Origin of the sequence: Burkholderia sp. 9775_39, from assembly GCF_015712225.1 — a bacterium.
In the GTDB taxonomy this organism is placed as follows: Bacteria; Pseudomonadota; Gammaproteobacteria; order Burkholderiales; family Burkholderiaceae; genus Burkholderia; species Burkholderia cenocepacia.
On record NZ_JACCQC010000046.1, the window covers coordinates 23,134 to 36,125 of the forward strand.

A 12,992-nucleotide genomic window follows, 5' to 3' on the forward strand; every position below is an offset into this window, starting at 1 on the left:
TCGCGCCCTCGACACGGAGATCCGCCCCATGCCGACCGCCCTGCCCACCCGTCTCGAATCCGGCCGCAGCTATCCGCTCGGCGCGACCTGGGACGGCCTCGGGACCAACTTCGCGGTGTTTTCCGCGCACGCGCATCGCATCCAGCTGTGCGTGTTCGATCCGACCGGCCGCAAGGAACTCGCGCGCCTCGACCTGCCCGAATGCACCGACGAGGTGTGGCACGGCTACCTGCCCAACGCGCATCCGGGCACCGTGTACGGGTTCCGTGCAGACGGCCCGTACCAGCCGCAGCACGGCCATCGCTTCAACCCGACCAAGCTGCTGCTCGACCCGTACGCGCGCAAGCTGGTGGGCCAGTTCCGCTGGTCGGACGCGCTGTTCGGCTATCGCGTGCATTCGAACCGGGCCGACCTGTCGATGGACCGCCGCGATTCGGCGCCCGCGATGCCGAAGGCCGTGGTCGTCGACGAAGCGTTCGACTGGAGCAACGACCGCCGCCCGAACGTGCCGTGGCGCAGCACCGTGATCTACGAGACCCACGTGCGCGGCGCGTCGATGCGCCGCGCGGGGCTGCGCCCGCCGGAGCGCGGCACGTTCGCGTCGCTCGCGCATCCGGCGTTCATCGATCACCTGCTGTCGATCGGCGTGACGACGGTCGAGCTGCTGCCGATCCACGCGTTCCTGCAGCAGCGCGAGCTCGTGAAACGTGGACTGCGCAACTACTGGGGCTACGACACGGCCGCGTTCTTCGCACCGGAGCCGTCGTATCTCACGACGCGCCGGCTCGACGAAATGCGCATCGCGGTCCGCCAGCTGCATGCGGCCGGCATCGAGGTCGTGCTCGACGTGGTCTACAACCACACGTGCGAAGGCAACCAGCTCGGGCCCACGCTGTCGTGGCGCGGCCTCGACAACGCGAGCTATTACCGGCTGCGGCCCGACGATCCGCGCTACCACGTCGACGAAACCGGCTGCGGCAACACGCTGAACCTGTCGCATCCGCGCGTCGTGCAGATGGTGATGGATTCGCTGCGCTACTGGGCGACCGCGTTCAACATCGACGGCTTTCGCTTCGATCTCGGCGTGACGCTCGGCCGCGAGGATCACGGCTTCGAGCCCGGCGCCGGATTCTTCGATGCGCTGCGGCAGGACCCGGTGCTCGCGCAGCGCAAGCTGATCACCGAGCCGTGGGATCTCGGCCCCGGCGGCTATCAGCTCGGCCGCCACCCGCCCGGCTTCGCCGAATGGAACGACCGGTTTCGCGATACCGTGCGGCGCTTCTGGCGCGGCGACGCGGGGCAGCGCCCGGAACTGGCCGCGCGGCTGTCGGGCTCGGCCGACCTGTTCAATCACGGGCGCCGCCGCACGTGGGCATCGGTCAATTTCGTCACCGCGCACGACGGCTTCACGCTCGCCGACCTCGTGTCGTATGCGGGCAAGCACAACGACGCGAACGGCGAGGACAACCGCGACGGCCGCGACGACAACTGCAGCGCGAACTGGGGCACCGAAGGGCCGACCGACGACGCGGCGATCCGCGACGTGCGCCAGCGCGTCGCGCGCTCGATGCTCGCGACGCTGTTTACCGCGCTCGGCACGCCGATGATCGTGGCGGGCGACGAATTCGGCCGCACGCAGCACGGCAACAACAACGCGTATTGCCAGGACAACGAGCTGTCGTGGCTCGACTGGGACCTGGCGCACAGCGAGGACGGCGTGCAGATGACCCGCTTCGTGTCGCGGCTCGCCGCGCTGCGGCGCATGTATCCGGTGATGTCGGCACCGCGCTACCCGTCGGGCGACCGCGACGGCGCGCCGGGCATGCGCGAGATCGACTGGTTCGACGAACGCGGCGACGCGCTCACCGTGCCCGCCTGGGAGGACGGCGAACGCCGCGCGTTGACCATGCGGCGCGTCGGCACCGGCCGCACCGGACGCACCGAGGCGTTGCTCGTGATGCTGAACGCATCGGCCGACACCATCACGTTCATGCCGCCCGCACCCGTGCTCGATTACCGCATCCTGCTCGACACCGCGACGCCCGACTCGGGCCCGCGCTCGTGGCCGGAAGCGGGGCTCGACGTCGCCGCCCATGCAGCCGTAATCGCGGTCGCCGCCGTGCCGCCCGACCAGTCTTCCTGAGGACCGCCATGACTTCCCGTTCCGCCCGCCCCACCGGCACGCATGCATTCGAAGCGTCGTTCGGCGCGACCTGCATCGATGCCGAGCACACACGCTTCCGGCTTTGGGCGCCCGCGAGCCGCACCGCCGCCGTCGAGCTGCAGGACGAAGGCGGTCGCGCGCTGCCGATGACGCCGGCCGGCGACGGCTGGTTCGAGACGGTCGCGCCGTGCGGCCCCGGCACGCTGTACCGCTACCTGCTCGACGACGCGCTCGCGGTGCCCGATCCCGCGTCGCGCTTCCAGCCGTACGACGTGCACGGCCCGAGCCAGGTCGTCGATCCGGCCGCGTACCGCTGGCGCCACGACGCATGGCGCGGCCGCCCGTGGCACGAGACGGTGCTGTACGAGCTGCATGTCGGCGCCTGCGGTGGCTACGCGGCCGTCGAGCGGCGGCTGCCGGCGATCGCCGAACTGGGCGTGACCGCGGTCGAACTGATGCCGGTCAATGCGTTCCCCGGCGCGCGCAACTGGGGCTACGACGGCGTGCTGCCGTTCGCGCCCGACGCGTCGTACGGGCGGCCCGAGGAGCTGAAATCGCTGGTCGATACCGCGCACGGGCTCGGGCTGCAGGTGTTCCTCGACGTCGTGTACAACCACTTCGGCCCCGAAGGCAACCTGCTGCCGCGCTACGCGCCCGAGTTCTTCCGCGCGGACCGGCAGACCGCGTGGGGGCCGGCGATCGACTTCTCGCGCCCGCAGACGAGTACGTTCTTCATCGACAACGCGCTGTACTGGCTCGACGAATACCGTTTCGACGGGCTGCGCATCGACGCCGCGCACGCGATCGACGACGATGCGTGGCTGCGCGAACTCGCGCGTCGCGTGCGCGCGCATGCGGGCGACGCGCGCCACGTTCATCTCGTGCTGGAGAACGAACGCAATACCGCGAGCCTGCTGGGCCCGGGCGGTTTCGATGCGCAATGGAACGACGACTTCCACAACAGCGCGCACGTCCTGCTGACCGGCGAGCGCGACGGCTACTACCGCGCGTACGCCGACGCGCCGCTGCGCCATTTCGCGCGCACGCTCGGCGAAGGCTTCGCGTACCAGGGCGAACCGTCGCCGCTGCACGACGGCGCCGCGCGCGGCGAGCCGAGCGCGCACCTGCCGCCGACCGCGTTCGTCGCGTTCCTGCAGAACCACGACCAGATCGGCAACCGCGCGTTCGGCGAGCGGCTGCGCGCGCTCGCGAACGACGACGCGGTGCGCGCGGCCACCGCGCTGATGCTGCTCGCGCCGTCGATCCCGCTGCTGTTCATGGGCGAGGAAGACGGCAGCACGCAGCCGTTCCAGTTCTTCACCGACTATCGCGGTGCGCTCGCCGACGCGGTGCGCAACGGCCGGCGTCGCGAATTCGCCGCGTTTCCCGCGTTCGCCGACGCCGCGCATCGCGACGCGATTCCCGACCCGAACGACATCGCGACCTTCGTGCGCTCGTCGTCGCACCATCCGCCCGACGAGTCGTGGCCCGACGCGGCCGCGTGGCGGCGCTTCTATCGCAGCGCACTGGCCGTGCGCGCGGCGCTCGTGACGCCACACCTGGCCGGCGCGCAGTCGCTCGGCGTCGAACTGCTCGCGGGCGACGACGACCCGCCCGCGCTCGTCGCGCGCTGGCGCCTCGGCGACGGCAGCACGCTGACGATCGCGCTGAATCTCGGCTCGCACGACGCGACGCTGCCCGATCTGCCGGTCGGCAAGATCGTATTCGAGACGCCGCCGCGCGCGCGCGACCGGCTGCCGGGCGGACACGTGCCGCCGCGCGCGTGCCTCGCGTGGCGCGACGGCGCGGTCAACCAGGATGCGCGGCATCACCGCGCGAACGGACGGAGCCCGTCATGACGACCGACGTCCCGATCGCGGCGCTCGCCCGCGCGGCCGGCCTCGAACCCGACTGGACCGACGCGGGCGGCGTCGCGCAACGCGTGGACGACGACGCGCTCGTCGCGCTCGTCGATGCGCTCGGCTGGCCGTGCGGCACCGCGATCCAGCGGGTCGACAGCGCGGCGGCGCTCGCGGACGCGAACGCGTCGCCGCCGCGCGTCGTGACCGGCGACGCCGGCCTGCCATTGACGCTGCCCGCGACCGTCGCGCCGCCGGGCGCGCGCTTCCGGATCTCGCTCGAGACCGGCGGGCACGTGGACGGACGCGTGGGCGGCGCGGGCGAACACGGCACGCTGCCGCCGCTCGCGATGCCCGGCTATCACGCGCTCGACATCGGCGAGCAGCGCATCGGGCTCGCGATCGCGCCGCCGCGCACGCGCCCGTTCGACGCGTTCGCCCGCACCCATGACGCGGGCCGCCGCTGGGGCATCGCGGCGCAGCTCTACAGCCTGCGCCGCACCGGCGACGACGGCGCGGGCGACTACACGGCGCTCGCGCGGCTGGCCGCGCAGGCCGCGCGACACGGCGCGCAGGCGGTGGCGATCAGCCCGACGCATGCCGGCTATCCGGCGCTGCCCGCGCACGACAGCCCGTATTCGCCGTCGTCGCGACGCTGGCACAACGTCGCGTATCTCGACTGCGACGCGGTGCCGGGCGCGGGCGCCGCGTCGCATCCCGCGGCGGCCGCCACGGCCGACGCCGCGCTGATCGACTGGCCTCGCGTGCTGCCGATGAAGCTGCGCCGTTTGCGTGCATGCTTCGACGCGTGGCGCACGAGCGACGACCCGTCGCGCGATACCTACCAGCGGTTTCGCGCGGCGGGCGGTGCAGCGCTCGACGCGCATGCGCGCTTCGATGCGCTGCAGGCGTTCTGCATCGAGCACGGGATCGGCGCGGATTGGCGGCAGTGGCCGGCGCCGTGGCGCACGCCGGGATCGGCGGAAGTCGACGCGTTCGCGCATGCGCATGCCGACACGATCGCGTTCCACACGTTCCTGCAATGGTGCGCGTCGCGCGCGCTCGGCGACGCGCAGCACGCGGCGCGCGGCGCGGGCATGGCGACCGGGCTGATCGCCGATCTCGCGGTCGGCTCGGATCGCGCCGGCAGCGACGCGTGGGCGCATGGCACGACCTTGCTGCGCGGCGTGTCGCTCGGCGCGCCGCCCGACCTGTTCAACGCCGCCGGCCAGGCGTGGGGCGTGACGACGTGGACGCCCGATGCACTGCGCGCGGACGGCTTCATGCCGTTCATCGAGCTGCTGCGCGCCGCGTTCGCGCATGCGGGCGGCATCCGCATCGATCACGTGCTCGGCTTCGCGCGGATGTGGATCGTGCCGGACGGCGGCTCGCCGCGCAGCGGCGCGTACCTGCGCTATCCGCTCGACGATCTGGTGCGGATCGTCGCGCTCGAAGCGGCGCGCCATCGCGCGATCGCGATCGGCGAGGATCTCGGCACCGTGCCGGCCGGGTTGCGCGAACGGCTCGGCGCGCAGGGTGTCGCGGGCATGCGCGTGCTGTGGTTCGAGCGCGACGCGCAGGGTGCGTTCCGCCCGCCGTCCGCGTGGGATCGCGATGCGATCGCGACGACCTCGACGCACGATTTGCCGACCGTGGCCGGCTGGTGGCGCGGCGTCGATCTCGGATGGCGGCGCGTCGCGGCCGACGCCGCAGCCGCGAAGCGACGCGACGAATCGCAACCGCGCGACGTCGCCGCCCCGGCGCCGGACGATGCGAGCGCGCACGATTCGGATGAGATCGTGCAAAGCATGGCGTTCGGACACGACACCGTGCAGCGCCCCGAACCCGGCAATCCGACGCCGCCGCCGGCGTCGCCGCCCGAGCTGCTCGCCGCTCACGCGGAACGCGCGACCGAGCGCGCCGCGCTGTGGCACGCGCTGCAGCAGGCCGGGTGCGTGCCGGCCGACGCCGCGACGCCGCCGGCCGACATGCCGCCGGTGAACGCGATCCTCGGCTACGTCGCGAGCGGCCCGGCGCCGCTCGCGCTGCTGCCGCTCGAGGATCTGCTCGCGCTCGACGCGCAGCCGAACCTGCCGGGGCCGCCGTGCGGCCATCCGAACTGGCGGCAGCGGCTGCCGCGCACGATCGACGCGCTGTTCGACGCCGACGTGCGCACGCGCATCGCCGCCGTCGTGCATGCGCGCCGCGCGCAGGGGCGTCGCCGATGATCCCGCGCGCGACGCTGCGACTGCAGCTGCATGCGGGCTTCACGTTCGACGACGCGGCCGCGCACGCCGACTACTTCGCGCGGCTCGGCGTCAGCCACCTGTACCTGTCGCCGGTCTCGACGGCCGAGCCGGGTTCGCTGCACGGCTACGACACCGTCGACTACGGCACGCTCGGCGCGGCACTCGGCGGCGAAGCCGGCTTCATGCGGCTCGTCGACGCGCTGCGCGCGCGCGGCCTCGGCGTGATCGTCGACATCGTCCCGAACCACATGGGCGTCGGCGGGTCGTCGAACGGCTGGTGGAACGACGTGCTCGAATGGGGGCCGGCGAGCCCGTACGCACGCTATTTCGACATCGACTGGCATCCGCCCGACCCCGCGCTCGACGGCAAGGTGCTGCTGCCGTGCCTCGGCGCGCCGTACGGCGACTCGCTCGCGGCCGGCGACATCACGCTGCGCGCCGATCCGGCCGCCGGCCGCTTCTACATCGCATGCCCCGGCCGGCGGTTGCCGGTCGCGGTTGCCACCTACGCGGAGATCCTGCGCATCGCGAACCGCGCGGACCTGAACGCGCTGGCCGAGCGTTTCGACGCCGCGCCGGCACGCGACAGCGCGCGGCTCGCCGCCGCCCATGCGGCGCTGCGCGATCATGCGGCCGCGCACGGCCCGCACGCACTCGACGCGGTATTGCGCGGCGCCGACCCGCGCCGCGCGCGCTCGCGCGCGTGCCTGCACCGGTTGCTCGAACGCCAGCACTACCGGCTCGCGTGGTGGCGCACGGCCGCCGACGAGCTGAACTGGCGGCGCTTCTTCGACATCGCGACGCTCGCGGCCGTGCGCGTCGAAGACGGCGCGGTGTTCGACGCCGTGCATGCGCTGCCGCTGCGCCTGCATGCCGCCGGGCTCGTCGACGGCGTGCGCGTCGATCACGTCGACGGGCTCGCCGATCCGCGCGCATATTGCCGCAGGCTGCATGCGCGGCTCGCCGCGCAGCGCGACGCGCGGCCGTACGTCGTGGTCGAGAAGATCCTCGCGCCGGGCGAGACGCTGCGCGCCGACTGGGCCGTCGCCGGCACGACCGGCTACGACTTCATGAACGACGTCGGCGCGCTGCTGCACGACCCGGCCGGCGCCGAGCCGCTCGCCGCGCACTGGGCGGCCGTGTCGGGTTCGGCGCGCACGTTCGCGCAGGAAGCGCTCGACGGCAAGCGGCGCGTGCTGATGCGCCAGCTCGCCGTCGAGCATGCGCGGGTCGCGCGGTTGCTGCACGAGATCGCACGAGCGTCGCCCGCGACGCGCGACGTGAGCCGGATCGCGATCCAGCGCGTGCTCGGCGAACTCGCGGTGCGATTGCCGGTGTACCGGATGTATCCGGCGCCAGGCGACGAGCCGGCCGACGCAGACCGGCGCGTACTCGCCCGCGCGTATGAAGCTGCATACGCGGCGATCGATCCGACCGACCGGTTCGCGCTCGAGCGCGTCGCCGCGTGGCTCGGCTTGCCGGTCGTGCGCGTGCCGCGCGCGGACGCCGCTGCGCTCGTCGCGGCGCGCGTCGCGTTCGCGCAGCTCACCGCGCCGCTGGCCGCGAAGGGCGTCGAGGATACCGCCAACTATCGCTACGGCCGGCTGCTGTCGCGCAACGAAGTCGGCGCCGATGCCGGCGACTTCAGCCTGTCGCGCGGCGCCTTCCATGCGCGCAACCGGCGCCGCGCGCGCACCGTCCCGCATGGGCTCGTTGCGACGGCCACGCACGACCACAAGCGCGGCGAGGATGCGCGTGCACGGCTCGCGGTGCTGAGCGAGGTGCCCGATGCGTGGCGCGCGGTGTCGCTCGACTGGTCGGCGCTGAATCTCCGTCATCGCGGCGGCGCGCACCGCGACCTCGCGTGGACGCCCGGGCCGGCCGCCGAGGCGATGCTGTACCAGACGCTGGTCGGCTGCTGGCCACCGACGCTCGCGCCCGACGATGCGGCAGGCCTCGACGCGCTCGCGACGCGCGTCGTGCAATGGCAGACGAAGGCGCTGCGCGAAGCGAAGCAGGACACCGACTGGCTCGCGCCCGAGCCGGATTACGAGCGCAACTGCGAAGCGTTCGTCCGCGCGATCCTGACGCCGCGCGGCGCCGGCGATTTTCCGCATCGGCTGCACGCGTTCGTCGCGCGGATCGCGCCGGCCGGCGTCGTCAACAGCCTCACGCAGACGGCGCTGCGCAACGCGTCGCCCGGCGTGCCCGATCTGTATCAAGGTACCGAGCGATGGGATCACTCGCTCGTCGATCCGGACAACCGGCGCGACGTGCCATTTGCGACGCTGGCGGCCGAACCGGTCGACGGCCCCGTCGCGTCGTATCTGCCGACGTGGCCCGATGCGCGCGTGAAGCGCGCGCTGATCGAGCGGATGCTGGCGCTGCGCGCGCGCTGGCCGGCGACGTTCGCGGACGGCGCGTACGTTCCGCTGCGGGTGCGCGGCCCGCTCGCGCGACACGCGGTCGCGTTCGCGCGATGTGATGAGGCGGCGACCGTGGTGGTGGTCGCGACCCGGCTCGCGTGCCGGTTGCTGGGGGAAGCGCCGGGGTTGCCGCGCGTGGAGCCCGCGCAATGGCGCGATACGGCGGTCGTGCTGCCGCGCGGCGTGGCAGGACCGTGGACGGACGGATTGAATGCGGCGCAAGCAATCGATGCGCCGGGCGGCACGCTGGCGCTCGATCGCTGTCTGGCCGAGCTGCCTGTTGCGGTGCTCGTTGCTGCGCGGACTGGACATTGAAGCCGACGCCCGTTGCGTGCCAGCCCCGAGTCACTGAAATCGATTATGCGCACGCGCAATCGAATTACAACCGAAACACCTGCTCGCAAGCGATTTCGCGCCACCCGACGATGGGCGTCGGCAACTCACGACCACTCTTCCGGCGGCATCTCGCCGCGGTCGTCCTCCCACAGCGGTTTCCCCGCCTCTTCCCCGCGGCTCGGCGTTACCGGCCCGTTTCCGCTCGCGCGACCATCACCGCGCCCAACTCGCCGCGCGCCGTCGTGCGGCCCCGCAGCCTGCGGGCGTTTCCGCGTGCGCGTCGGCGTCACGGTTCGCTGGCCGCTGCGGCGGCCTTCGTCCGTCGATCCCGCGTCGTTCGTCTGTCGTGCGTTCGAAGCTGTAGCCATGCTTTTCTCCTGTGTCATCGAAAGAAACCGGTCGCCCGCATGCAGCAATTTCGATGCCGGGCGCCGGGCAAGCGTCTTGCTCCCCCGATTCGACCGAAACCGTTCCGGAGGTGACGATGCCGACGAATCGCAACACGCCGCCCGCCACACGCCGCCGCCTCGGCGGATGGATGGCCAGCGAGGAAGCGCACATGGCCGCGTTCCGCGAAAAAATCGCGAGCGAAGCGCGCGCACAGGCCGGCGACCGGCTGCGTACGCCCGCCGTGCAGGAACTCGCGCAGCTGTTCGACGACAACGCCGTGCTGCGCATGAACCTGACCCGCGCGATCGACGAGGCGCGCGAAGCGGGATACCGGCTCGGCTATGCGTCGATCGGCGAGCTGATGACCGTGCTCGACCATCTGATGACCTACACGCCGCCGTTCAGCGAGGAAAGCCTGATCGTGTGCCCGCTGAACGCATTCTTCGACTGGCCGATGTGCATGCCGTCGGGCCACGCGGTGTTTCGCGACGCGGCCGTCAACGCGCAGTTGAAGCGCGTGCTGAACGTATGGTGCGATTTCCTCGGCGGCCCGCATTCGCGCGCGCATCTCGACACGGCCGCGCCCGACGGCTGGTTCTGCGACGCGGCACGCAAGCGCCTGGGGCTGTCGCAGTTCCAGTATCGCGAGGACCAGCCGCACTGGGGCTTCGATTCGTGGAACGACTTCTTCACGCGGCGCTTTCGCGACGGCGCGCGGCCGGTGGCGGCGCCCGACGATCCGCACGTGATCGTCAGCGCGTGCGAGGCCGCGCCCTATCACACCGAAACCAACGTGAAGCTGCGCGACACGTTCTGGATCAAGGCGCAGCCGTACTCGCTGCGCGACCTCTTCACGCCCGCATGGCTGTCGCTCGCCGAGCGCTTCGTCGGCGGCGACGTCTACCAGGCCTACCTCAGTGCGTACAACTATCACCGCTGGCATGCGCCGGTGCGCGGCGTCGTCACGCATGCGTATCGGGTCGACGGCGCCTACTATTCGGTCGCCGAAGCGGAAGGGCCGGACCCGGCCGGCCTCAACGACTCGCAGGGCTACATGACGGCGGTCGCCGCGCGCGCGGTGGTCGCGATCGCCTGCGATGATCCAGGCATCGGAACGGTCGCGGCCGTGTTCGTCGGGATGGGCGACGTGTCGTCGTGCGTGATCGAGGTCGTGCCGGGCCAGCGCGTCGACAAAGGCGACGAGATCGGCTATTTCCAGTTCGGCGGCTCGACCTACTGCCTGCTGTTCGAGGCCGGCGTGATCGACCGCTTCCTGTACGCGCCGCCGTTCGACGGCGAGCCACCGGTCGTGCAGGTCAACGCATCCGTCGCGATCGCGCGGTAAGCGGCGCGCGCGGGCCGGCGCGTCACGCGTCGGCCGCGTCGCTTACGCCGATCCCATGGGATTCGGCGGCGTCGTGACGTTGCACGCACCGCAGGACCGACAGTCCGTCGGCGGTCAACGCGGGTCGGTGCGCGCCCGACGCGTCGTCGTGCTGCAGCACGATCAGGTGTTGTTCGACGAGCGCGAGAACGTCGTCGCGGTCGATCTGGATCTGTTCGGGTGCGTGATGCGCCAGGAACAGCGCGGCGAATTCATGGGCGGTCAGCATGCTCGTTTCCCCGTTGGCGGCTGCGCGCGATGCGACACCGGCGTCGCATCGGCATGCGGCGAATCGTGCGCCGGCGACGGTATGAGCATGCAGGGACCGTGCCAAGGGACGCCATGCGGCCGGCGTCCGTACGGTGCGCGCGCCGCGCGATGCGGCACCGTGGAATGCGGGTGAACCGCTGCAAAGTTTTCAACGGCATGTAAGGCCGGGCGACGGCCGGCGCCAGGTGCGAGAAACGCGCCGGAGAACGTGTCGGAAAACGCTCTCCGCTCACTTCGGCCGCGAACGAAACAACCCGGCCCGCGCCCGCCCGGCCGGCGCACGGAAATACCCGCTGTGCAGCACCACGTCGTGGTTGCCGCTCGCCAGCACGTCGGCGCACGCGGCTTCGATACGCGCGCGGCCGTTTTCGAACGCATCGCGCAGATCGGCCTCCAGCGCGGACTTCGCACCGAAATGATCTTCCAGCGCCTCGACCGTGATCGCGCAGGTGTGCGGCACCCCATCGACCTCGACGACGAAGCGCAACTGCAGCGCCGCGCCGTCGAAGGTCGGCGGTTCGTCGGTCAGCGTCACGGGGCGCGGGGAATCGGACGACATCGGCTCATGCCCCCCGCGACGCGAGGCGCTCGACCAGCGCACCGTTGAACGCGGGCAGGTCGGCCGGCTTGCGGCTCGTGATCAGGTTGCCGTCGCGCACGACTTCCTCGTCCACCCACTTGCCGCCCGCATGACGGATGTCGTCCTGCAGGCTCGGCCAGCTCGTCATCGTCTTGCCCTCCACCAGCCCGGCCGACACGAGCAGCCAGCCGCCGTGGCAGATCGCCGCGATCGGCTTGCCGGCGCCGACGGCCGCCGTCACGAATTCGCGCGCGGCCGGCACCATCCGGATCGCGTCGCCGTTGATGACACCGCCCGGCAGCACGACCGCGTCGTAGTCGCCTTCACGTGCGTCGTCGAACGTGCGGTCGACCTTCACGCGCTCGCCCTTGTCGACGTGCCGGAAACCCTGGATCTCGCCCCGCTTCTGCGAGATCACGTCCACCTGCGCGCCTTCGGCCGCGAGCGCGCGCTGCGGTTCGACGAGCTCGGCTTCCTCGAAACCGTCGACCGCGAGAATCGCTACCTTGCAATGATCCAGCCTGCCGCTCATGGATGCCTCCGTGGAAAGGTCCGTGGAAAGGAATAGGAACAAGGCACGCGTCGTGCCGTATCGGTCGCCCAGCAAGCGCCGTTCCGGCCGCGCAGACTGCGGCCGGCGGCGGGAACGTGCCGGTGCGGATGCGCATGCGTTCCGGCCACCGGGGAGCGACCCGCAATCGAATGCGATCGGCGGGCTGCCCGGCCGCCGGGCCCAGTGCTACTGCAAAGATTTCAACGGGATGTAACGCGACGCCGTGCGCCGATCCCGTGCGATTACTGCAGATGACGCACGGCGTCGAGCATCGCGTCGGTCAGCTCGACCGTCAGCGTCAGGTTCTCGTCGGTATCGGGCAACTGTTCCAGCGTCTGCTGCACGGCGTCATGCAGCATCGCGTGGACACGCATCCGCGCGCCTTCGTCGAGATCCGCGTAGCGTTCCATCGTCGAGCATTCGAGCGCGAGCACGACCGAATGGCGGGCCGCCTCGGGCGGCGCTTCGACGGCGTTCGCCCACGCCGCATGGAACATGACCCTGCCCGTTTCGACGTCCACGTGGACCGTCGTGTCGAGATCGTCCGTGTCGCTCGCATCGCCGTCGATCTCGTCGTTGTCCACAAAAATCCGGGAATTCGATTGCATGATGTCCTCCTGCGTGGCGGCGGCGCGCCCGCCCCGGGGAAACCGCGCCGCCATCGCGCCGTGCCGGCCGCGCCGGCACGACACCGTCAATAACCGCTGGAACCGCCGCCCGTGCCGCCGGCCCCGCCGCCGCCCGTGCCCGTCGAGCCGGCCGAACCGCCGTTGCCGGCGCC

Annotated in this window: 9 protein-coding genes; 5 read left to right on the plus strand and 4 right to left on the minus strand. The window is 71.8% G+C overall.

From position 1 onward, the window contains the following. Positions 1–28 precede the first annotated feature (28 nt). The 5 genes from glgX to H0X90_RS33865 all read left to right on the plus strand — a co-directional run bounded on the left by glgX (position 29) and on the right by H0X90_RS33865 (position 10,769). Positions 29–2,143 (plus strand): glycogen debranching protein GlgX, encoded by a 2,115-nt coding sequence (gene glgX, locus H0X90_RS33845; protein ID WP_034203621.1) that lies wholly within the window; start codon positions 29–31, stop codon positions 2,141–2,143. Positions 2,144–2,151: 8 nt separating this feature from the next. Further along, positions 2,152–4,023, plus strand: a complete 1,872-nt coding sequence (treZ, locus tag H0X90_RS33850) for a malto-oligosyltrehalose trehalohydrolase (protein WP_048987168.1) — start codon at positions 2,152–2,154, stop codon at positions 4,021–4,023. Next, positions 4,020–6,251 carry a 4-alpha-glucanotransferase gene (gene malQ / locus H0X90_RS33855; RefSeq protein ID WP_077189927.1) on the plus strand — a complete coding sequence of 744 codons (2,232 nt, stop codon included), beginning with the start codon at positions 4,020–4,022 and terminating at the stop codon, positions 6,249–6,251. Before treZ ends, malQ begins: the two co-directional genes overlap by 4 nt. After that, on the plus strand, positions 6,248–9,013 hold the full coding sequence (gene treY / locus H0X90_RS33860; RefSeq protein ID WP_077189926.1) for a malto-oligosyltrehalose synthase: 2,766 nt from the start codon (positions 6,248–6,250) through the stop codon (positions 9,011–9,013). Before malQ ends, treY begins: the two co-directional genes overlap by 4 nt. A 505-nt stretch (positions 9,014–9,518) precedes the next feature. Beyond that, positions 9,519–10,769 (plus strand): phosphatidylserine decarboxylase family protein, encoded by a 1,251-nt coding sequence (locus tag H0X90_RS33865; protein WP_058903961.1) that lies wholly within the window; start codon positions 9,519–9,521, stop codon positions 10,767–10,769. 22 nt (positions 10,770–10,791) lie between these two features. Here the strand turns inward: H0X90_RS33865 and H0X90_RS33870 are convergent, their stop codons facing one another. The 4 genes from H0X90_RS33870 to H0X90_RS33885 form a co-directional block, all read right to left on the minus strand. Beyond that, the gene (locus H0X90_RS33870; RefSeq protein ID WP_006498320.1) at positions 10,792–11,037 is read right to left on the minus strand and encodes a hypothetical protein; all 246 of its coding nucleotides are present in this window, start codon (positions 11,035–11,037) and stop codon (positions 10,792–10,794) included. A 270-nt stretch (positions 11,038–11,307) separates the two neighbouring features. Then, positions 11,308–11,637, minus strand: coding sequence for a DUF1488 domain-containing protein (locus tag H0X90_RS33875; RefSeq protein ID WP_077189925.1), 330 nt, complete (start codon positions 11,635–11,637; stop codon positions 11,308–11,310). A gap of 4 nt (positions 11,638–11,641) precedes the next feature. Further along, the gene (locus tag H0X90_RS33880; protein ID WP_006498322.1) at positions 11,642–12,190 is read right to left on the minus strand and encodes a type 1 glutamine amidotransferase domain-containing protein; all 549 of its coding nucleotides are present in this window, start codon (positions 12,188–12,190) and stop codon (positions 11,642–11,644) included. Positions 12,191–12,453: 263 nt separating this feature from the next. Continuing rightward, on the minus strand, positions 12,454–12,819 hold the full coding sequence (locus H0X90_RS33885) for a DUF3022 domain-containing protein (protein ID WP_006498323.1): 366 nt from the start codon (positions 12,817–12,819) through the stop codon (positions 12,454–12,456). Positions 12,820–12,992 lie beyond the last annotated feature (173 nt).

Bases quoted from the DNA above. Each gene is read 5' to 3' on its own strand.
- glgX (WP_034203621.1), top strand. From the start codon at position 29: ATGCCGACCGCCCTGCCCACCCGTCTCGAATCCGGCCGCAGCTATCCG.
- treZ (WP_048987168.1), top strand. From the start codon at position 2,152: ATGACTTCCCGTTCCGCCCGCCCCACCGGCACGCATGCATTCGAAGCG.
- malQ (WP_077189927.1), top strand. From the start codon at position 4,020: ATGACGACCGACGTCCCGATCGCGGCGCTCGCCCGCGCGGCCGGCCTC.
- treY (WP_077189926.1), top strand. From the start codon at position 6,248: ATGATCCCGCGCGCGACGCTGCGACTGCAGCTGCATGCGGGCTTCACG.
- H0X90_RS33865 (WP_058903961.1), top strand. From the start codon at position 9,519: ATGCCGACGAATCGCAACACGCCGCCCGCCACACGCCGCCGCCTCGGC.
- H0X90_RS33870 (WP_006498320.1), bottom strand. From the start codon at position 11,037: ATGCTGACCGCCCATGAATTCGCCGCGCTGTTCCTGGCGCATCACGCA.
- H0X90_RS33875 (WP_077189925.1), bottom strand. From the start codon at position 11,637: ATGTCGTCCGATTCCCCGCGCCCCGTGACGCTGACCGACGAACCGCCG.
- H0X90_RS33880 (WP_006498322.1), bottom strand. From the start codon at position 12,190: ATGAGCGGCAGGCTGGATCATTGCAAGGTAGCGATTCTCGCGGTCGAC.
- H0X90_RS33885 (WP_006498323.1), bottom strand. From the start codon at position 12,819: ATGCAATCGAATTCCCGGATTTTTGTGGACAACGACGAGATCGACGGC.